This is a genomic window from Lachnoclostridium sp. An14 (assembly GCF_002160755.1).
Lineage (GTDB): Bacteria > Bacillota > Clostridia > Lachnospirales > Lachnospiraceae > Lachnoclostridium_A.
Genome location: NZ_NFLE01000013.1, coordinates 24,208 through 45,169 on the forward strand (window position 1 = coordinate 24,208; position 20,962 = coordinate 45,169).

The window sequence follows — 20,962 nt, forward strand, 5'->3', positions numbered from 1 at the left end:
ACGCGATGGCTTACAGCAAAACTTTATTCGGCGAAATGCCGGACGGGCGTCAGGTATACGCCTACACTCTGGTAAACGGCCATGGGACGGAATGTACCTTCCTGGACCTGGGCGCCATCTGGAACCGGATGGTGGTGAAGGATAAAAACGGAAAGAGCCGGGATGTGATCCTGGGCTATGACCGGCCGGAGGACTATCTCCAGGACGATTCCTTCTTCGGGGCGATCGTGGGCAGAAATGCCAACCGCATCGCCGGCGGCCGCTTTACCTTGGAAGGAACAGAGTACCAGCTCACCGCCAACAACGGCCCCAACAATCTCCACAGCGGCCTGGATTTTTACCGGAACCGCCTTTGGGAGGCCCAGGCCGGAGCGGACGAGACGGGGACCTATGCCGAGTTCTCCCTCTGGAGTGAGGACGGCGACCAGGGATACCCCGGAAAGGCCAGAATCGAAGTGCGCTACACCCTGGGAGAGGATGACAGCGTCTCCATCTCCTACACCATGGTGGCCACCAAAACCACAGTGGCCAACTTTACCAACCACGTGTATTTCAACCTGGCCGGACAGGAGACCGGGACCATTCTGGATCAGAAGGTGCGGATCCTGGCGGAACAGTTTACCCCCACGGACGCCACGTCCATCCCCACCGGGGAGATTCTTCCGGTGGAGGGAACTCCCATGGATTTCCGGGAGTTTAAGGAGATCGGACGGGAGATTGGCGCCAGTTATGACCAGCTGATCATGGCCAAAGGCTACGATCACAACTGGGTGCTGGACGGCTACGACGGCAGCCTGCGGCTGGTGGCGGAGGCGGTGGACGAAAAGACCGGCATCGGCGTGGAGGTCTACACGGACCTTCCCGGCGTGCAGTTCTACACCGGCAACTACATCGACGGCACCCGTCCCGGAAAGGGCGGGGCGAAGTACCAGGAGCGGGCGGGTTACTGCTTTGAGACCCAGTACTATCCCGACGCCGTCAATCACCCTCAGTTCCCGTCCCCCATTCTGCCGGAGGGGAAGGAATATCACACCGTCACGGTGTACAAGTTTACGGTTCGGTAAACCGGCCGTGCACCGGCGTGAGCGTGCACCAGCAACGCACATTTAATACAATATTTAATAGAAGAAACAGCTTGCCCCAAAAGGGCAGAGTGGGCCCCGGCGCGGGATTCTCAAAAGAGAGTTCCGCGCCGGGGCTTTTTGTGATCCCGGGCTGCCAGGGGCAAAGCGCTGTTTATCCCTTCATTATTATAGGAAGTATTATAGGAAGTTTCACGTTTGGCAAAACGAAAGCCGGAAGCGGAAACGCGCTCCAGGCAGAGGAACACGGCTGCTGCCCAGAGTCTCTCGGCAGAAACGTACCACTTCCAGTCCACTGGCAACTGGAAAAAATACCCATTTTTACGGAGTGCAGCGGAAAATAGCCGCGCAGACTGTGAAAATCCCACAACGTGTGCAGGAAGAACAATAAAAACATCTGAAAATACCAATATTTTGAGATAAATACAAAATTGATACAAATTGTGAAAAACGAAATCGACACATCCCACCAATATTGTACAGAAAAACAAAATTGGTACAGTTTTGCTATGTACAAATATCAAATTGGTACTTATTTTCTCAAAAAAATTGGAATAAAAGTAAAAAAACATGGGCAGAAAATACAAACGCTGTATTGACAAACCTGGCGGCATGATGTACAATTTGACCATAAGATAAAGACGGACAAAAAACAGAACAGGCATAATGACAAGAACTTCTGAGTTGTCCCGGGGCCGAACTGGTCATTATCTGAAAAAGTAAAAAAGAGGCAAACTTGTATTTACAAGTTGCACTCAAAATAAAAAGGAGGAAGAAACATGAAAAAAAGATTATTCAGTGTAGCCCTTGCTACGGCCATGGCATTCTCCGTGGCAGCCTGCGGAAGCAATGAGACCGCTACCACAACGGCAGCGCCGGCAGGTGATACGGAGGCGGCAGCAGATGCAGCTGACACGACCGAGGCGGCAGAGGCGTCCACCAGCGCGGAGGGAAAGAGAATCGGTATCTGTATGCCGACCCAGTCCGCAGAGAGATGGATCAACGACGCAGCCAACATGAAGAAGCTGCTTGAGGAGAAAGGCTACGCTGTAGATGTGCAGTTCGCGGAGGATGATCCTCAGGCTCAGGTTACCCAGGTTGAGAACTTTGTAGCTCAGACTGTGGACTGCCTGGTTATCGCGGCTGTTGACTCTGACGTTCTGGTAAACGCAGAGGCTCAGGCAAAATCCGCAGGCATCCCGATCGTAGCTTATGACCGCCTGCTGATGAACACCGACGCAGTTTCTTACTACGCAACTTTCGATAACGTAGGCGTTGGCCGCGTAATCGGTAACTACATCAAGGACAACAAGGATCTGGAAGGCGCCAGAGCAAACGGCGAGTCCTACACCATCGAGTTCTTCATGGGCTCCCCGGATGACAACAACGCGCTCCTTCTTTACAACGGAATCATGGAAGTTCTCCAGGAGTACTTAGACGACGGCACTCTGGTTTGCAAATCTGGCAGAACCAGCTTTGACGACACCTGTATCCTCAGATGGTCTCAGGAGACCGCTCAGGCGAACTGTGAGAACATCCTCACTGCTTACTACGCAGATGAGAAACTTGACATTGCCTGCTCCGCATACGACGGATTCTCCTACGGCATCAAGGCAGCTTTAATGGCAGCTGGCTACACCGTTGGCGGAGAGGACTGGCCGATGATCACCGGACAGGATTCCGACGCGATGGCAGTAAAGAACATCATCGAGGGTTCTCAGACCATGTCCATCTTCAAGGATACCCGTATCCTTGCTGACAAGTGCGCAAGCATGATCGACGCGGTTCTGGCCGGAGCTGAGCCGGAAGTAAACGACACCGAGCAGTATGACAACGGCGTATTCGTAGTTCCCACCTATATGTGTGAGCCGCTGGCCGTTGATCAGAGCAACTATCAGGAGCTCCTGGTAGACAGCGGATACTACACTGCTGAGGATCTTGGCTTATAATTTCTAGCGGATCATATCTTTGTTTAACAGGAAACTTCGTTTCCTGTTAAACAAGAATGCTCCGCAAGGAGGCACACTCCGCGCAAAGGAAAATGGCTGCTGGCGTAGCCGCGCTCCGGCGCGAGTGTGCGCCAAGCGCACACTGTTTTAAGACAGAATGACAGACTGATAAGGGCGGCGGCAGAAAACCGTCGCCTTTGTTATACGCAATCGCCGGCCGGAAGGGGGGATTGCGGTGGAACCATACCCGCGAGGAGGCGGGAGAGAGGAGAGGCGCAAGAATGGCAGAATTAATTCTGGAGATGAACCACATAACCAAGAAGTTCTCCGGCGTCAAAGCTCTGGACGATGTGAACCTGAAGGTGGAAAAGGGAGAGATCCACGCGCTCTGCGGCGAGAACGGAGCGGGTAAATCCACGCTGATGAATGTTCTGTCCGGAGTGTACCCGGCGGGAACCTACGAGGGAGACATCGTCTACAAGGGCGAGACGTGTCACTTCAAAAACATCCGCGACAGTGAGGAAAAGGGAATCGTTATCATCCATCAGGAGCTGGCGTTAAGCCCGTACCTGTCCATCGCCGAGAACGTGTTCATGGGCAACGAGCAGGTTTCCATGAAGGGCGTGATCGACTGGACGATGACGAAGAAGAAGGCAAAGGAAGCGCTGGAGAGCGTGGGCCTGGGTCACGAGAACGTGAACGCGCCGATCAATACCCTGGGCGTAGGAAAACAGCAGCTGATTGAGATCGCCAAGGCCATGGCAAAGAACGTGGATCTGCTGATCCTGGACGAGCCGACGGCGGCGTTAAACGACGAGGAGTCCGCTCACCTGCTGGAGCTGATGCTGGAGTTTAAGAAACGCGGCGTGACCTGTATCATTATTTCCCATAAGTTAAACGAGATCAGCTATGTGGCGGATTCCATCACCGTAATCCGTGACGGCCACACCATCGAGACCTTAAAGAAGGGCGTGGACGAGTTTACGGAGGACCGCATCATCAAGGGAATGGTTGGACGTGAGCTGAGCAACCGCTATCCGGAGAGGAAGGACTGCCCCATCGGAGATGTGGTAATGGAAGTGAAGAACTGGACGGTATACCATCCGGAGATCGCCGACAAGAAGGTGATTGACAACATCAACATCAAAGTGCGGGCCGGAGAGGTGGTAGGCCTGGCAGGCCTGATGGGCGCCGGCCGTACCGAGTTTGCCATGAGCCTGTTTGGACACTCCTACGGCCAGAAGATTTCCGGCCAGGTGTTCATGCACGGCAAGGAAGTGAGCACTAAGACGGTGCAGGATGCCATCAAGAACAAGATCGCCTACACCTCCGAGGACAGAAAGACCTACGGACTGGTGCTGATCGACGACATCAAGCACAACACCACCATGGCCGCTCTGGGGACTTACTTCTCCAAGCACGGCATTGTGAATAAGAACGAGGAGATCCTGGCGGCTGAGGACTACAAGAAAAAGATGAACACCAAGGCTACCTCCATCAATCAGGCGGTAGGTTCTCTTTCCGGCGGAAACCAGCAGAAGGTGGTTCTGGCCAAGTGGATGGCCACGCAGCCGGATGTCCTGATTCTGGATGAGCCTACGAGAGGTATCGACGTAGGCGCCAAGTACGAGATTTACTGTGTCGTCAATGAGCTGGCACAGTCGGGACACGCGGTGATCATCATTTCCTCAGAGCTTCCGGAGCTGATCGGAACCTGTGACCGGGTGTACGTGATCAATGAAGGAAAGATCGCCGGCGAGGTGAGCCGGTCTGAGCTGACCCAGGAAAATGTTATGAAGACGATTATGGAACACAATAAGGAAAAGGGAGGAGAGCAGTAATGGAAAAAAAGAAATATATCAACATGGATATGAAATCCTATGCCATGATTCTCGCGCTGGTCGTGATCTTTGGCCTGTTTTACGTTCTGTCAAAGGGGGCAAACGCCACTCCGGTAAACATCAATAACCTGATCATGCAGAATGGTTACATCATCATCCTGGCTACCGGTATGCTGCTCTGCGTACTGACCGGTAACATTGATCTGGGCGTTGGCTCTGTAGTAGCTCTCAGCGCCGCCTGCGCAGGCAAGCTGGTGATGGAGCAGGGCTGGTCCGTACCGGCCTCCTGGGCAGTTGCCCTTGGCATCGGCCTGGTGATGGGCGTATTCGCCGCCGTATTCATCGCCTACCTGGACATCCCGCCTTTCGTTGTAACCCTGGCTACCCAGCTGATGGGCAGAGGACTTACATATACCTTACTTGCATCCAAGACCGTTGGACCCCTTCCCACCAGCTACACACAGGTGGGCGCCGGTTTCCTTCCTTCTATTAAAGTGGCCTTCGGCAGCGGGCAGATCGACCTGCTGAGCGTGGCCGTGGCCGTGGTTGCCACCGCGTGCATCCTCCTTTCCGAGCTGCGCACCATCAAGACGAATAATAAGTATGGTTTCCCGAACATCACTCCCTGGCAGATGGTTGTGAAGAATGCCATCTTCATCGTACTGATCTGGTTCATTATGACCAGCCTTGGCAGAAACAACGGTATCCCGCTGCAGCTGCTCATCGTGGGCATCATCGTGGCCATCTACCACTTCATCACCAGCCAGACCGTTGCAGGCCGTCAGATTTACGCCCTGGGCGGTAACCAGAAGGCAGCCCGCCTCTCCGGTATCAATACGAGAAGGGTATTCTTCTGGATCTATGTAAACATGGGACTGCTTTCCGCCATCGCCGGAATCATTCTTTCCGCCCGTCAGGGCGCTGCCAACCCGAAGATGGGTGACGGCGTAGAGCTGGATGCCATCGCGTCCTGCTACATCGGCGGCGCGGCTGCGGCCGGCGGCGTTGGTACTGTTACGGGAGCCGTGGTTGGAGCCCTGGTTATGGGCGTTCTGAACAATGGTATGTCCATGATCGGTCTTCCTACGGACTTCCAGAAGGTAGTTAAGGGCGCGGTTCTGCTGGGCGCCGTTACCTTCGACGTGCTGAGCAAGAGAAAGAAAAACTAAAGCTATTGCATTTTGTTTCCCGATGTATTAGGATAAGGACGAAATAGCGAACGAAAAGGAAACGGTGTAAAAATGGCAAAGTATCTGGAAATCGTGAGATGGGTGGAGAACAGGATAAAAAACGGGGAGCTGGCAGACGGCGATAAGCTGCCGCCGGAGAACGAGCTGGGGGCCATGTTCGGCTACAGCCGTCAGACCGTGCGCCACGCCCTCTCTGTGCTGGGCAAAAAGGGGATCCTGGAGTCCAGGCAGGGAAGCGGCAACTATATCCGGAGCGGCCAGTCTGCGGTTTCCGAGGATACGAGAGAGAAACGGATCAAGGTCATCAGTACCTATATCAACAGCTATCTGTTCCCGAGGGTGCTCCAGGGAATGACAAGGACCCTGGAGGCGCACGGGTGCAGCGTCGGCATCGCCTTCACCTACAATCACATCGACGATGAGAAACGGGTGCTGGAGGAGGTGCTGGGAGAGGATGTGGACGGCGTCATCGCCGAGCCGGTGATGAGCGGAATCCCCAATGTAAACTGTGATCTCTATGAGAAAATACGGGAAAAAGGGATTCCGGTGCTGTTCTTCCACTCCTATTATCCCGGCCTTGGCATTCCCCACGTGTCTTTAAATGACGTGGAGGCGGGAAAGGCGGCCGCGGAATACCTGATCAGTCTGGGACACCGCAGGATCGCGGGAATCTTTAAGAGCGACGACGGTCAGGGACAGCGCCGCTACCAGGGCTATGTGGAGGCGCTCCGCGCCCATGACATCCCCATCCGGGAGAGCCGGGTGGTATGGCTGGACACGGAGGACGAGAGAAACTTCACCTACTCCAGAGACCGGATTTTAAATAGGATGAAGGGCTGCACCGCCTGCGTCTGCTACAATGACGAGGTGGCCCACGCCCTCACCGGCCTGCTCCAGGAGGAGGGGATCGCCGTACCAAACGAAGTATCCCTGGCCAGCGTGGACAATTCCGAGCTAGCCAGGCTCAACGCCGTGCCCCTCACCTCGGTGATCCATCCCATGGAGAGCCTGGGGGAACGGGCGGCGGAAAACCTTCTGGCTATGATCCGGGAACCGGATTTTGACGGGACCTACGAGTTTCCCGTGGAGATCAAGGTGCGGGAGTCGGCGGTGCGCTGCAGAGCGCGGGGATAGAGCGCCGAAACTGCGTACAGCGACAACAATGAAAAGGAGAGAGCGCTATGTTAAATGCAAAAAAATATAAATTCTGGTTTTGTACCGGGTCTCAGGACCTGTATGGAGACGAGTGCCTGGCCCATGTGGCGGAGCATTCCCACATTATCGTAGACGAGTTAAATAAGAGCGGCAAGCTGCCGTTTGAGCTGGTATGGAAACCGACCCTGCTCACCAACGAGATGATCCGCAGAACCTTCAACGAGGCAAATCAGGACGAGGAGTGCGCCGGTGTGATCACCTGGATGCACACCTTCTCTCCGGCAAAGAGCTGGATCCTGGGCCTTCAGGAGTACAGAAAGCCCCTGTGCCATTTACATACCCAGTTCAACCGGGAGATCCCCTATGACACCATCGACATGGATTTCATGAACGAGAACCAGTCCGCTCACGGCGGCAGAGAGTACGGCCACATCGTAAGCCGTATGGGCATTGAGCGCAAGGTGGTGGTAGGCCATTGGGAGGATGAGGATGTGATCGCGTCCCTGGCCTCCTGGATGAGAACGGCCGTAGGCGTGGCAGAGTCCTCCCACATCCGCGTCATGCGTGTGGCGGACAACATGAGAAACGTGGCCGTAACCGACGGCGATAAGGTAGAGGCTCAGATCAAGTTTGGCTGGGAGGTAGACGCTTACCCGGTAAACGAGATCGTGGACGCTGTGAACGCCGTTTCCAAGGCAGACACCGACGCTTTAGTGGAGGAGTATTACAGCAAGTACACCATCCTCTTAGAGGGACGGGACGAGAAGGAGTTCAGAGAGCACGTAGCCGTACAGGCACAGATCGAGCTGGGCTTTGAGCGGTTCTTACAGGAGAAAAACTACCAGGCCATCGTGACCCACTTCGGCGATCTGGGCGGCTTAAAACAGCTTCCCGGCCTGGCCATCCAGAGACTGATGGAGAAGGGCTACGGCTTTGGCGCTGAGGGCGACTGGAAGACGGCAGCCATGGTGAGACTGATGAAGATCATGGCGGAGGGAACTCCCAACGCTAAGGGAACCACCTTCTTTGAGGACTATACCTACAACTTAATCCATGGCAAGGAAGGCATCCTGCAGTCTCATATGCTGGAGGTCTGCCCCACCATCGCGGACGGCGAGATCTTTATCAAAGAGCAGCCTCTGTCCATGGGCGATAGAGAGGATCCGGCCAGACTGGTGTTTACCGCCAAGGAGGGCAAGGGCGTTGCCACCTCCCTCATCGACCTGGGAGACCGTTTCCGCCTGATCATCAACGATGTGGACGTAAAGAAACCGGAGAAGGATATGCCGAAACTTCCGGTTGCGAAGGCATTCTGGACGCCGCAGCCGGATCTGAGAACGGGTGCCGCAGCCTGGATCTACGCCGGCGGCGCACATCACACCGCATTCTCCTACGATCTGACCGCAGAGCAGATGGGAGACTGGGCGGCCTGCATGGGCATCGAGGCGGTCTACATCGACAAGGACACCACGATCCGCAACTTCCGCAACGAGCTTCGCTGGAATGAGGCTTACTACAAATTCCGCTAAGACGGAGGAGGGGAGCACCTATGGCTGAGGAAAGAGAAAAAATCATACAGGATATTCGCGAGGGCCGGACGGCCATCGGAATTGAATTTGGTTCCACCAGAATCAAGGCGGTGCTGGTGGGGGAGAGCCTGGAGCCGGTGGCTCAGGGCAGCTATGAATGGGAAAATCATCTGGAAAATGGTATCTGGACCTATCCTCTGGATGAGATCATAAAGGGACTTCAAACGTGCTATGCCGATTTAAAGCAGGAGGTTCTAAATCTCTACGGAGAGGAGCTGACGACAGCCGGCTCCATCGGGGTCAGCGCCATGATGCACGGGTATATGGCTTTCGACGAGGCGGGGGAGCTTTTGGTTCCTTTCCGCACCTGGAGAAATACCATCACCCAGGAAGCGGCAGAAAAGCTGACTCAGATGTTTTCCTACAACATTCCCCAGAGGTGGAGCATCGCCCATCTGTACCAGGCTATGTTAAACAAGGAGGAGCACCTGCCCAGACTGTCCTACCTGACCACCCTGGCCGGTTTCATTCACTGGAAACTGACCGGTGAGAAGGTACTGGGCGTAGGGGATGCCTCCGGAATGTTCCCCATTGATACGGAAAAGGGCTGCTATTACGAGAGAATGGCAGACCAGTTTGACAAGCTGGTGGAGGAGGACGGGTACTCCTGGCGCCTTCGTCAGGTACTCCCTGCCATCCTCATGGCAGGAGAGCCGGCCGGCCGGCTGACAGAGGAGGGAGCGCGTCTTTTGGATGTGTCAGGCTCCTTAAAGGCGGGAATCCCCTTCTGTCCGCCGGAGGGAGACGCGGGTACGGGAATGGCTGCCACCAACAGTGTGGCGGTCCGCACCGGAAACGTGTCGGCAGGTACCTCCGTATTCGCCATGGTGGTGCTGGAGAAGGAGCTCTCCAAGGTCTATCCGGAGATCGACCTGGTTACCACTCCTTCCGGCCATCTGGTGGGAATGGTTCACTGCAACAACTGTACCTCAGACTTAAACGCCTGGGTATCCTTATTCGGCGAGTTCTGCGAGCTGATGGGAATGCCGGCGGACAAGGGAAAGCTGTACGGAGCCCTCTATAACCACGCCATGACGGGAGACCCGGACTGCGGCGGACTGCTGTCCTACTGCTACTTATCCGGCGAGCCGGTGACGGGCTTTGAGGAGGGACGCCCCATGTTTGTGCGTACCCCGGACAGCCGTTTCACCCTGGCGAACTTCATGAGGAGCCACCTGTACAGCTCTCTGGCCACCTTAAAGATCGGCATGGATCTGATGTTAAAGGAGGAGGGCGTGAAACTGGATCGCCTCATGGGCCACGGCGGACTCTTTAAGACAAAGGGCGTGGGCCAGAAGATCATGGCCGCGGCCGCGTCTACCCCGGTTTCTGTGATGGAGACGGCGGGAGAGGGCGGCGCCTGGGGAATCGCCCTGTTGGCTGCCTACACCGTGAGAAAGGCGGAGGGGGAGACCCTGGAGGACTTCCTGGCAAACAAGGTGTTTGCGGATGCCGTTTCCGTTTGTGAGGACGCGGACGAGAAGGACGCTGAGGGCTTTGGAGTGTTCGTGGAGCGCTATAAGGCCGGGCTGGCGGCAGAGAGAGCTGCCGTGGAGCACATTGAGCTGTTGAGCTGATGGAGGGAAACCAGATGCTGGAGGAATTAAAAAAGGAAGTATATGAAGCAAATATGAAACTGCCGGAGTATGGGCTGGTGACCTTTACCTGGGGCAATGTCTCCGGGATCGACCGGGAGAAGGGGCTGTTTGTGATCAAGCCGTCAGGGGTGGATTACGACAAGCTCCGCCCGGAGGATATGGTGGTCATGAACCTGGCGGGAGAGAAGGTGGAGGGAGACTTAAATCCCTCCTCCGACACCAAGACCCATGTGGTGCTCTACAACCGTTTTCCGGATATTGGGGGAGTTGTCCACACCCACAGTCCCTGGGCTACGTCCTGGGCGCAGGCGGGAAGGGACATTCCCAGCTACGGCACCACCCACGCGGATTATATCTACGGACGGGTGCCCTGTGTGCGGAATCTGACGGCAGAGGAGCTGGAGGAGTACGAGAAGAACACGGGAGTGCTGATTGCCGATCACTTTGAGGCGCACGGTCTGGACCACATCGCGGTTCCCTGCGTGCTCTGCAAAAATCACGGCCCCTTCACCTGGGGCAAGGACGCCCACGAGGCGGTTCACAACGCCGTTGTACTGGAGGAGGTGGCCAAGATGGCTGCCAGATGCGAGTGGATCAACCCCCATGTGGAGGAGACCCCTCAGTGCCTGCAGGACAAGCACTATCTGAGAAAACACGGCGCAAACGCGTACTACGGACAGAAATAAGAAGGAGGTTCCGGTATGAGATTTTTTATTGATACAGCGAATGTAGATGAGATCAGAAAAGCAAATGATATGGGAATTATCTGCGGAGTTACCACCAACCCGTCCCTGATCGCCAAGGAGGGCCGTGATTTTAAGCAGGTGATCTCCGAGATCGCCTCCATCGTGGACGGCCCCATCAGCGGTGAGGTAAAGGCTACCACCACCGATGCCGAGGGCATGATCGCCGAGGGCCGGGAGATCGCCAAGATCCATCCCAACATGGTGGTAAAGATCCCCATGACCGTGGAAGGCTTAAAGGCTGTAAAGGTGCTGTCCGCTGAGGGCATTGCCACCAACGTGACTCTGGTATTCAGCGCAGCCCAGGCTCTGTTAGCCGCCAGAGCAGGCGCCACCTACGTTTCCCCGTTCTTAGGGAGACTGGACGACATTTCCATGCCGGGCATTGACCTGATCAACGACATCACGGAGATCTTTGGAATGCACGACATTCAGACGGAGATCATCGCTGCCAGCGTGCGTCATCCCATCCACGTGATCGACTGCGCGAAGGCCGGCGCGGACATCGCCACCGTTCCCTACAAGGTACTGGTGCAGATGACGAAACACCCGCTGACGGATCAGGGCATCGAGAAATTCCAGGCGGATTATAAGGCTGTATTCGGGGAGTAATGGGCTGAGAGATCCCATTCCTCTGTGAAATAGGAATCCAGGCCGGACCTTTGGATTGAGGGTCCGGCCTGGATTTTTTGTGTCAGAAACTGTGTTCCCTATGACACAAAAGTCTCCGGCGGGAGGCGCACTCCGCGCAGAGGAATAAGGCTGCTGACGCAGCCGTGTTTCGGCGCGAGTGTGCGCCAAGCCGTACACTGTTTATGTGCTACAGATACCCGTACTTCCTGCGATTAGCGGCCAGGAAGATCAGGGAGACGGCGAAGGCCAAAAGCTCTGCCACGGAGATGGAGTACCAGATGCCGTCCAGGCCCAGAACCAGGGGCAGGAGCAGGACGGAAAACACCTGGAACACCAGGGTCCGCAGGAAGGAGATGGCCGCTGAGACAGCCCCGTCGTTTAAGGCGGTGAAAAAGGAGGAGGCGAAAATGTTGGCTCCGGACAGCAGGAAGGAGAAGGCGAAAATCCGGAAGGCGTGCTTTGTCATGGCAAACAGCTCCTCATCGTAGCCCACGAAGATTCCGGCCAGAGGGCCGGCGAAGGCCCAGGCCAGGGCGGTCATGCCCACACCGGCAGCCGTCACCAGGAGAAAGCTTTTCTTTAACAGGTTGGTCAGCTCTCCCGTGTTGCCGGAGCCGTAGTGGTAGCCGATGATGGGGGCGGTGCCGATGGTGTAGCCGATAAATACGGCGATAAAGATAAACTGGATGTACATCAGGGTACCGTAGGCGGCCACGCCGTTTTCCCCGGCGAACTTCAGCAGCTGGAGGTTGTAGAGGACGCTGATCAGGGAGGTGGAAATGTTACTCATCAGCTCGGAGGAGCCGTTTACACAGGCCTTGATCAGGGGGCGGGCCTCCAGCTTTGCTTTGGCGAACCGCAGGCGGCTGGTGTTTGGTCGCAGGAAGTAGATCAGGGGCAGGAGGCCGCCGATGCACTGGCCGATGCCGGTGGCGATGGCAGCCCCGGCCACGCCCCACCGGAAGACGGCGATAAAAAGGGCGTCCAGCAGGATGTTTGCCAGCCCGGCGGTGGTGGTCACTGCCAGGCCCAGCTTTGGCTTTTCCGCGGTGGCCAGAAAGGTCTGGAACACGTTTTGCAGCATAAACGCCGCGTTAAAGGCCAGCACGATCCTTCCGTAAATCACGCAGTCCTCCAGCATAGCCTCCGTGGCGCCCAGCAGCAGGGAGATGGGGCGGATCAGGGCAATGCCTACCAGGGAGAGGATCACACCCAGGATGGCGGTGAGCTTTACCAGCATGGTGAGGTAGCGGTTGGCCAGGTCCTGTTTCCCCTCGCCCAGGGTCTTGGCGATCAGGGCGCTGCCTCCGGTTCCGATCATAAATCCCACGCCGCCCAGAATCATGAGGAAGGGCATGACGATGTTGACGGCGGCGAAGGGGGTTTTTCCCACGAAATTGGACACGAAAAATCCGTCCACCACGCCGTAAATGGAGGTGAACACCATCATAATAATGGGGGAGATGCAGAAATAAAACAGTTTCTTGTAGGTAAAATGGCTGGATAACGTAATGCTCATGTTTTCCTTCCTTTCTCGTCGTTCTGGTCTGTTTTTTATCCGGTTTGGCCGGGGGCATCCGGGATTTGCGGTTCCGGCTCCTCCGTCTGTTTCGTTTTGCTCAGCACAAGTTCCTCAAACCCGGCGTTTAAGCGCTGGCTAAAATATTCCAACGCCTCCACAAACTCCGGGGAAAAGTTTTGCAGGGTGTCCAGGATGGCCTGTTCCTCCGCCTGGTAGACGTCGTTTAACAAGCGGCGGGCGAGCTGGCGGCCCTGGTCCGTGAGCACCATGGCCTTTTCTTTGGTGTGCTGTCCGCCGTCAAAGACCAGGTTGCCGTCGGCTATCATGTGTTTGACGATGGAGTTTACGGTGGTGCGGGGGATCAGCCACTGGTCGCTGATTTCCTTCTGGGAGTGGGGCCTTTCGTCGTCCAGGGCATAGAGGAAGGCCAGGGTGTTTTCATTGACCCCGTAGTGTCTGCCCAAAAGGTAGTACAGGCCGTCGATCTGGTTGATGGCAAGCATGATGCGCCGGATGGTTTCATAGGGATGGTCCAAAAGAAAGCCTCCTTTTTTGTTTTTATAAGGTGAAAATGGTTCTGTTCTGATATTATAATACGAAATCGTACTGATGATTATAATACGAAATGGGATTAAAGTCAACAGGGGAAATAGGCGGATGAAGGCTGGAAGATAGACGGATGGAGGCGGAAAATGGGCGGACGGAGGCAGAAGATGGGCGAGCGGAGGCGGAAAATGGGCGGACGGAGACGGGAAATGCGCCGCGGTTTGGGATTGGAGAGGGGAAAAACCGGGGAAAGCACGAAAATTTTCACAAAAACTTCCCCGCCCTGTATGGGCAAACTTTCACAAATCGGGAAAAAACAGGAGATGGGGCCTTACACGGGGATCGGTTTTTGTATTAAAATAGAAGGAACAGGATAATCGTGTTTTAGAATTGGAGATGAGAGGAATGTTTCAGGCTGGAGATGTGATCGTTTGCGGAACCCATGGCGTGTGCCGGGTGGAATGTGTGGGCCCCCTGGATGGGGGCGGGATTTCCAGGAGCGGAGTGGAGAAAGGCCGGATTTACTACACCCTGGTGCCGGTCTATGAGAAGGAGAGCGTGGTGTTTACCCCGGTGGACAATCAGAAAATAGTGATCCGTCCAGTGCTCTCCAGGGAGAAGGCCCTGGATCTGATCGACGGGATGCCCACGGCGGAAATGCTGACGATCACCGACGAGAAACGGCGAGAGACGGAGTACCGGGAGGCCCTTTACGCCTGCCAGGCGGAGGCGCTGGTGAAGGTGTTAAAGACCATTTACGCCAGGCGGCGCACCCGGCTGGCCAGAGGGAAGAAAGCCACGGACGCGGACAGCCGGTACATGAAACTGGCGGAGGACTGCCTCTACGGGGAGCTGGCCGTTTCCCTGGGGCTGGAGCGGGATCAGGTGCGGGGATTTATCCGGGACCGGATTGGGACGGCGGAGTAGGTTCCAGGTTTCCCCAGAGCAGCTGGTGCTGGCGGCACACCCGTTCCCGCACCTGGGCTAAAAAGGGCTCCGGGCCCAGCACCTCCACCACCGGTCCGAAGGAGAGAATGTCGATGAGCAGCTCCGTCTCGTCAGCGGTGTCGTAGTAGATAGAGCAGAGCCAGCGGCCCTGTTCCTCGTCGTACTCCGTGTGCTTTTCGTAGTTGGCGAAGTGGAGCATACACCGCTCCAGGGAATTGCGCTCTCCCCCGATGGAGAGCAGTACCGGCTCCTTTGCCCGTTTCACCGGACGGAAACGGAAACGGCCGGGGGAGACGGCGGGGCGCTCCGAGGAGAGGCGGCAGTCCCGGACGCGGCTTATATTCAGGATGGATTTGCGGGAGAAGAAACCGCGAAACCGGGCCAGTCCCAGAAGGCGCAGCTTGTCGTTTTTGGAGGAGAACTGAATCTGACAGGGAAAGATTTCAAAATGGCGGATCCGTCCCCCTTTTCCCTCGTAGGAGATCAGGAGAACCTGGCCCTCCTCCAGGGCGGTGAGGATGGTGTGGAACCGGGAGCGGTAGCCAGGATCTTCGTAGGGATCGCCGTCGGCAAACCGGTCGAAGTAGCGGAAATCCTCCTCCCGGTAGAGAGGTTCCACCCCGGAGAGGGACTGACGGAGCAGGGCGATTTCATCATCGTCGAAAAACAGGGCAAAGCGGCTGTCCTCCAAAAGGGCCCGCAGCCAGGCCTTCTGCAGGCTGGTGAGAGGGAGCTTTGGAGGCGGAGAGGCAAGGACGGAGCGGAATCCGTCTTTTTCTTTTTTTAAAAGGGGAACGGGGCCGCCGGTGAGTTTGGGAATCAGGGAGAGAAAGGTCTCCTGAAACCCGTAGGAGCGGCAGAGGTGTTCCATTTCCTGCCGTCCCACCGGGCGGGAGGCGGCGGCCTCTAAAATGTGGCGGGCGGCGGTATAGTAGCAGTTGTAGAGCTTGTCAAACAGTTCCATGGAGTTCCTCCTCATGGGGTATGGGGGCCGTACATCCGGTACATCCGTTCCCAGTCCCGGATGAGTTTCTGGATGTCGGTTTCGTTGGTGCCCTGGATGTCCAGAATGCGGCCGGTGAAGGATTTGATCCAGGATAGCATTTCATTGGTGTCGAAGAAGGTGGCGTAGTAGAGGTACTCGCCGTCGCGGATTTTGGAAACCTCGCCGCCCCGGCCCTCCCGCTCCAAACGGTGCAGGATGTGGCCTTCCGTGGCCTCGTCGATGGCAATGCGGATGGCCACCGTTTCCTGGCGGCCGGTCTGCTTTCCAAAGGATACGCCCCAGCAGCGGGATTCGTTGCGGTGCAGGGCGGCCATGGCTTGTTCAAAGGCGGGTGCGGGACCGGTGACGGTGACGGAGACAATGCCGTCCAGGCGGGCGGTGTTCAGCCGCCGGAAGTCGGGCTGGTAGTAGCAGAGGTAGCGGCGCCCTGTCTGGGTGCTGACGAAAATTTTTAATGGAATGCCGGAAAGGGAGGCGCCCCGCCCTGTCCGGCTGCTTTTGTATTCGCAGGTGATCTGGGAGCGGCTTTGGATGGCGTCCAAGAGCTGGGCCAGAATGCCGTCCTCCAGGGTGTGGACGATGAACTGGTGCTTGAACTGGAACAGGCGGTTGGAGGCGTTTTCCCGGTCCAGAAGGGTGCTGCCGATGAATCCGAAGGGGGCGGCGCCCTGGAAGAAGGAAAGGGCGGCCGTCATCCGTTTCCAGAGAGGGGTCGTTTCCGCCTCTAAGGGCTGGGCCAGGCGGTAGGTCACCCGCTTTCCCTCTCTGGAGGAGAGGAACATCCCGGCGGTCTCGTACTCCCGGCATTTCAGGCGGACGGTCTGGCTGTCAAACAGGGCCCCGTATTCTGCCGCCAGGAAGTCGCAGAGCTGGCTCACCGCCAGGCCCTGGGGGTGGGAGGTCAAAAGGTCCGGGAGAAGGAAGTGGAGGGCTAAGTCGTTGTCGGTGAATCCTTTGGATTTCCAGGCGGCGTAGAGGGGATTTTCCGGCACCTGCATACTGTCCACGGTGATGGAAACCTGCTTTCCCCGGGCGGTGTAGCCGGAGGCCACCCAGGGGGAGAGCCAGCTCTCGATCCTGCGGCGCTCGTTGTCGTAGGTTCGAGAGCTTTTTTCGCCGAAATCGGCCCTGGATTTGAATCCATAGATGAAAAACTGACGCATATAGTCCCGGACACGGCTGAAGTTTTTGATCAGTTCCTGGAATTCCTGCATGGTTTGGCCTCCTTTTGGAGTGTAGGATGTTTTCATTATCCCATCTCGACTGCGTCTCGATGGAGTTTCTCGTCAAACGCGGATTCGTGCAAGCACGATCCGCGCTTTCCTCGTCATTATACCATGTGCACTAAATTCGTAAAATACCTCATTAAGTGCACAGGCATATGTTCTCACTAGGCTCGTGAAAAACCTCGCCAAGTGTTCACATTATACCACATTTTCCAGTGCGCAACATTTTTTAAATGATTTTCTGGAAAAAATGGGATATTTTGGGAGTGTAACCAAGATACAGACGCAGACAGAAGACGGAAAGGAAGTGGAAAAGAATGTTTGTGATGTATGAGAAGGACAGCATGAAGGTTCCGGTGCGGATATGGCTGGAGGATGAGAGAGAGCTTGAGGAGACCTGTAAGGAACAGGCGATACATCTGGCAAATCTTCCGTTCCTGCACCGGTGGGTCTGCCTGATGCCGGACACCCACACGGGTATGGGAATGCCCATCGGCGGGGTGATTGCGGCAAAAGACGTGGTGATCCCCAACGCGGTGGGGGTGGACATCGGCTGCGGCATGGCCTACACGGAGACCAATATCCCGGCGGCTCTCCTGCGGGAGACGGAGACGGGAAACGGCAATCTGCTCCAGGCCATCATCGGGGATGTGATGCGAAATGTCCCCGTAGGGTTCGCCCACCACAAGACGGTGATGCCCTGTTATACCATGGACCGGGCCATGGAGGAGTTTGACCGCTATGAGCGGGACGGAGAGCTTTTGGGGCAGCTGGAGGCGGGATATTTTCAGATCGGAACCCTGGGCGGCGGCAACCATTTCATCGAGCTCCAGGAGGACGGAGAGGGAATGGTGTCGGTGATGATCCATTCCGGCAGCCGTCACGTGGGAAAATCGGTGTGTGACTATTTCCACCGGATCGCCAGGGAGTTAAATGGGAAATGGTACAGCCAGGTTCCCGACGAGTACCGGCTGGCCTTTCTGCCCACAGATACGGACGAGGGAAAGCGGTATCTGGCCTGGATGCAGCTTTCCATGGATTTTGCCAAAGAGAACCGGGAGAAGATGATGCTGGCGGTAAAGGCGATCCTGGAAAAGTGGATCGGGAAGTACACCAGTCTGAATCTGGAGTTTTCCGGGGACATCAACTGCCACCACAACTACGCGGCCCTGGAGACCCACTACGGCGAGGAGGTGTGGGTTCACCGGAAGGGCGCCATGCGGGCGGGAGAGGGAGAGCGGGCAGTGATTCCCGGCGCCATGGGCTCCTTCAGCTACGTGGTGGAGGGAAAGGGAAATCCAGAGAGCTTTTGCTCCTCCTCCCACGGGGCAGGCAGAAGGTATTCCAGAAAGGGCGCCATGGCGGTGTTTTCCTGTGAGGAGGTCATGGTGGATTTAAAAGCTCAGTCCGTGGTCCTGGGAAAGAAAAACAAGGCGGACGTGGCGGAGGAGAGCCGGTTTGCCTACAAGGACATTGAGGGGGTCATGGAGCGCCAGAAGGATCTGGTCACCCCTGTGAAACGGTTGAAAACCATCGGCGTCGTAAAGGGATAGCCGAAGGATTCTGAATATTGGCAGGCAGCCTAAGGGCGAGGCGTTCTTCCTGCGCCTCCCGGCGCCGCCCCCTCTGGCGGGAAGGTGTTCCGGCGGTCTGCAAATTCCCTGTAAAGGAAAAAGACACGATTTTCGTGGGTTCAAATCCCACCGCATCAGGAATGCGTAGCTAAGCTTGGTATAGCAATCGTAAGGCATTGCACCACAGTGCCCCATCTATCAGGAAGGGAAGGAAAGCGCCCCAGGCTCCGGCCGGAACCAGACGAAAGGAAGGGAACGGCAGCCCTCCTGCCGGCCTGCGCCGCCTTAGTCACGGCCGTTTCCACGGCAGGGCAGACGGAATTTCCCTCCGGACAGCACCATCGTCCGGAAGAAATCCCGTTCCCCCTGTCCGGGAGGAAACGGCCCGCGGGACGGCCCCCGGCAGAGGGTGGAGCGGGGCACGTTCCTTTCTGTGACAGGAAGGAAAAGAAATGCCGGTGAAACGCGGCGCCTGTTCCCTGGAAGAATGACGGGACATGGTTCAGGAGGAAGAATATGATAAAGAAAGTGATTATGAAGGATCAGGAATGTGGATATTTGTTGAGAAACGGGAAATATGAGCGGCTTTTGACGGCGGGGGTCCACTGGATTTTCCCGGCCTGGGGCTGCGAGGTGAAGAAGGTTTCCATGAAGGGGGAGGTGGACAGAAAGGGCATTCCGGAGGATGTGCTCATGAAGGATCCGGAGTTTGCCTCCAGGGTGGTGAAGACAGTGCTGCCGGACACCTCCATCGCCATCCGCTTTGTAAACGGCGCCTTCCACGAGGTGCTCACCAAGCCGGAAAACCTGTTCTGGAACGTGTTTGAGCGGAACGAGTTTCAGACGCTGGACATCACCGCCACGGATATGGAGGAGGTGCTGCCGCGGATGTACCTGGAGCTGATGCCGCCGAAGTTTTACAAGCGGTTTACGGTGAAGGAGGGAGAGGCGGGCCTGCTCTACATAGACGGCCGGTATGAAAGGCGGCTGGAGACGGGAACCTACTATTTCTGGAACTACGGCAGGGAGGTCACCATGCGTACCGTGGACCTGCGGGTGCGTCAGATGGAGATCGCCGGTCAGGAGATCCTGACAGCGGATAAGGTAGGAGTGCGGCTGAATGTGGTGTGCAGCTATCAGTTCACCGACCCGGAGCGTCTGGTAGCCACCATGGAAAACCCGGAAACGCAAGTTTACGCCTTTGTCCAGCTGATCCTGCGGGAGTATGTGGGAAATTACCGGCTGGATGAGCTGTTAGCCAGGCGGGAGGAAATCGGCCGTCTCGTCTGGGAGCGGATGAAAGAGCAGGGAGAGCGGTACTGCGCCAGGTTCCTCCTGGTGGGAATCAAGGACATCATCCTGCCGGGGGAGATTCGGGAGATTATGAACACGGTGCTGGTGGCGGAGAAAAAGGCCCAGGCCAACGTGATCATGCGCAGGGAGGAGGTGGCGTCCACCAGGAGCCTGTTAAACACCGCCAGACTCATGGAGGAGAACCGGGTGCTGTACCACTTAAAGGAAATGGAATACTTAGAGCGGATCTGCGATAAGGTGGGTTCCATCTCTGTGGCCGGCGGCCGGGGAATCCTGGAGCAGCTGGGAGAGATGATGGGAACGAAGGAAAATGTAAAAAAACTCTTGACATTTTGCGGCCTCTTTGATACGATGAAAATGTAAAAACATTTTGACATTGTAGAAAGGAGGCTGCTTTTTATGAGGACAGCAACCAGTGTGATCGCGGTGGTGCTTTTTGTATTTTTGGGGATTTTTCTGGCCTGTGTCATTTCCATCTGCGCCATGCTCATTTCCCTGAGCCGCCAGGGGGATGAGAGGCGCCAGCTCATCCTTTCAAAGGCCAGCAGCCAGACTCTTTATATCACCGTCGGATTCCTCCTTCTCTCCAATATCGGGCAGATCGTGGGGATCGCCATGGGAGAGGGGACAGCGGAGGGGATCAATCCCTTTGTGATGCTGGCGGTGATTTCCCTGATCTTCGCGGTCTGCCTGCGGTTTTATAAGAGGAGGTTTGGAGACTGAGATGGAGAACCGGATCCGGGAGTTTCGGAAGGAGCTGGGCCTGTCCCAGGAGGAGCTGGCCGCACGCTGCGGCGTATCCAGGCAGACGGTGAACGCCATTGAAAACAATAAATACGACCCCACCCTCGCTCTGGCTTTTGCCCTGGCAAGGGAGCTGGGGGTGACGGTGGACGGGTTGTTTTTGCCGTCCTAGGGAGGCTGTTTTGGCAGCTGCCCGTCTGTTCTGAGGGAGAGGAACAGAGGAACAGAGGAACGGGAAGGGAAATTTGCGGGGATTTTGGGCATGATAAGGATAGGAGCCGGCCTGTAGGGCCCGAGTTCGC

At 56.3% G+C, this 20,962-nt stretch carries 19 protein-coding genes; 14 read left to right on the plus strand and 5 right to left on the minus strand.

What is annotated here, in order from left to right; genetic code table 11:
• The first annotated feature begins 5 nt into the window (after positions 1–5).
• A complete protein-coding gene (locus B5E84_RS09175; RefSeq protein ID WP_087221950.1) occupies positions 6–1,064 on the plus strand; it encodes an aldose epimerase family protein in 1,059 nt (352 codons plus the stop codon).
• A 110-nt stretch (positions 1,065–1,174) separates the two neighbouring features.
• Here B5E84_RS09175 and B5E84_RS09180 read toward each other — a convergent pair whose 3' ends face one another.
• The gene (locus B5E84_RS09180; RefSeq protein ID WP_087221952.1) at positions 1,175–1,747 is read right to left on the minus strand and encodes a hypothetical protein; all 573 of its coding nucleotides are present in this window, start codon (positions 1,745–1,747) and stop codon (positions 1,175–1,177) included.
• A gap of 114 nt (positions 1,748–1,861) precedes the next feature.
• Here B5E84_RS09180 and B5E84_RS09185 point away from each other — a divergent pair, with 114 nt between their 5' ends.
• The 8 genes from B5E84_RS09185 (at position 1,862) to fsa (ending at position 11,759) form a co-directional block, all read left to right on the plus strand.
• Positions 1,862–3,031: a substrate-binding domain-containing protein gene (locus tag B5E84_RS09185; protein WP_087221954.1), complete on the plus strand. Its 1,170-nt coding sequence runs from the start codon at positions 1,862–1,864 to the stop codon at positions 3,029–3,031.
• A 281-nt stretch (positions 3,032–3,312) separates the two neighbouring features.
• Positions 3,313–4,872: a multiple monosaccharide ABC transporter ATP-binding protein gene (gene mmsA / locus B5E84_RS09190; RefSeq protein WP_087221956.1), complete on the plus strand. Its 1,560-nt coding sequence runs from the start codon at positions 3,313–3,315 to the stop codon at positions 4,870–4,872.
• On the plus strand, positions 4,872–6,041 hold the full coding sequence (locus B5E84_RS09195; protein ID WP_087221958.1) for an ABC transporter permease subunit: 1,170 nt from the start codon (positions 4,872–4,874) through the stop codon (positions 6,039–6,041). Before mmsA ends, B5E84_RS09195 begins: the two co-directional genes overlap by 1 nt.
• A 72-nt stretch (positions 6,042–6,113) precedes the next feature.
• Positions 6,114–7,196, plus strand: coding sequence for a GntR family transcriptional regulator (locus B5E84_RS09200; protein ID WP_087221960.1), 1,083 nt, complete (start codon positions 6,114–6,116; stop codon positions 7,194–7,196).
• 47 nt (positions 7,197–7,243) lie between these two features.
• Entirely contained in the window at positions 7,244–8,746 is a 1,503-nt protein-coding gene (gene araA, locus B5E84_RS09205; protein WP_087221962.1) for an L-arabinose isomerase, read from the plus strand.
• A 20-nt stretch (positions 8,747–8,766) separates the two neighbouring features.
• Entirely contained in the window at positions 8,767–10,383 is a 1,617-nt protein-coding gene (locus B5E84_RS09210) for a xylulokinase (RefSeq protein ID WP_087221964.1), read from the plus strand.
• Positions 10,384–10,397: 14 nt separating this feature from the next.
• A complete protein-coding gene (locus B5E84_RS09215; protein ID WP_087221966.1) occupies positions 10,398–11,090 on the plus strand; it encodes an L-ribulose-5-phosphate 4-epimerase in 693 nt (230 codons plus the stop codon).
• A 15-nt stretch (positions 11,091–11,105) separates the two neighbouring features.
• Positions 11,106–11,759 carry a fructose-6-phosphate aldolase gene (gene fsa / locus B5E84_RS09220; RefSeq protein ID WP_087221968.1) on the plus strand — a complete coding sequence of 218 codons (654 nt, stop codon included), beginning with the start codon at positions 11,106–11,108 and terminating at the stop codon, positions 11,757–11,759.
• 208 nt (positions 11,760–11,967) lie between these two features.
• Here the strand turns inward: fsa and B5E84_RS09225 are convergent, their stop codons facing one another.
• The gene (locus B5E84_RS09225; RefSeq protein ID WP_087221970.1) at positions 11,968–13,299 is read right to left on the minus strand and encodes an MATE family efflux transporter; all 1,332 of its coding nucleotides are present in this window, start codon (positions 13,297–13,299) and stop codon (positions 11,968–11,970) included.
• Between the two features lie 35 nt (positions 13,300–13,334).
• A complete protein-coding gene (locus B5E84_RS09230; protein WP_204248568.1) occupies positions 13,335–13,838 on the minus strand; it encodes a MarR family winged helix-turn-helix transcriptional regulator in 504 nt (167 codons plus the stop codon).
• 415 nt (positions 13,839–14,253) lie between these two features.
• On the opposite strand from B5E84_RS09230, the gene B5E84_RS09240 reads away from it, so the two are divergent.
• Positions 14,254–14,775, plus strand: coding sequence for a CarD family transcriptional regulator (locus B5E84_RS09240; protein WP_087221973.1), 522 nt, complete (start codon positions 14,254–14,256; stop codon positions 14,773–14,775).
• Here B5E84_RS09240 and B5E84_RS09245 read toward each other — a convergent pair.
• Together B5E84_RS09245 and B5E84_RS09250 are read right to left on the minus strand one after the other, a co-directional pair.
• Complete coding sequence (locus tag B5E84_RS09245) at positions 14,744–15,760, minus strand: WYL domain-containing protein (protein ID WP_087221975.1); 1,017 nt, start codon at positions 15,758–15,760, stop codon at positions 14,744–14,746. The two genes, B5E84_RS09240 and B5E84_RS09245, sit on opposite strands and share 32 nt — an antisense overlap.
• A gap of 11 nt (positions 15,761–15,771) precedes the next feature.
• Positions 15,772–17,016, minus strand: coding sequence for a WYL domain-containing protein (locus tag B5E84_RS09250; protein ID WP_087221977.1), 1,245 nt, complete (start codon positions 17,014–17,016; stop codon positions 15,772–15,774).
• Between the two features lie 329 nt (positions 17,017–17,345).
• Between B5E84_RS09250 and B5E84_RS09255 the strand changes: the two genes are divergently transcribed.
• The 4 genes from B5E84_RS09255 (at position 17,346) to B5E84_RS09270 (ending at position 20,832) form a co-directional block, all read left to right on the plus strand.
• A complete protein-coding gene (locus B5E84_RS09255; RefSeq protein WP_087221979.1) occupies positions 17,346–18,581 on the plus strand; it encodes an RtcB family protein in 1,236 nt (411 codons plus the stop codon).
• A 537-nt stretch (positions 18,582–19,118) separates the two neighbouring features.
• Entirely contained in the window at positions 19,119–20,279 is a 1,161-nt protein-coding gene (locus tag B5E84_RS09260; RefSeq protein WP_087221981.1) for a slipin family protein, read from the plus strand.
• 36 nt (positions 20,280–20,315) lie between these two features.
• Positions 20,316–20,639, plus strand: a complete 324-nt coding sequence (locus tag B5E84_RS09265; RefSeq protein WP_087221983.1) for a DUF2178 domain-containing protein — start codon at positions 20,316–20,318, stop codon at positions 20,637–20,639.
• 1 nt (position 20,640) lies between these two features.
• Positions 20,641–20,832, plus strand: a complete 192-nt coding sequence (locus tag B5E84_RS09270; RefSeq protein ID WP_087221985.1) for a helix-turn-helix transcriptional regulator — start codon at positions 20,641–20,643, stop codon at positions 20,830–20,832.
• Positions 20,833–20,962: the final 130 nt, after the last annotated feature.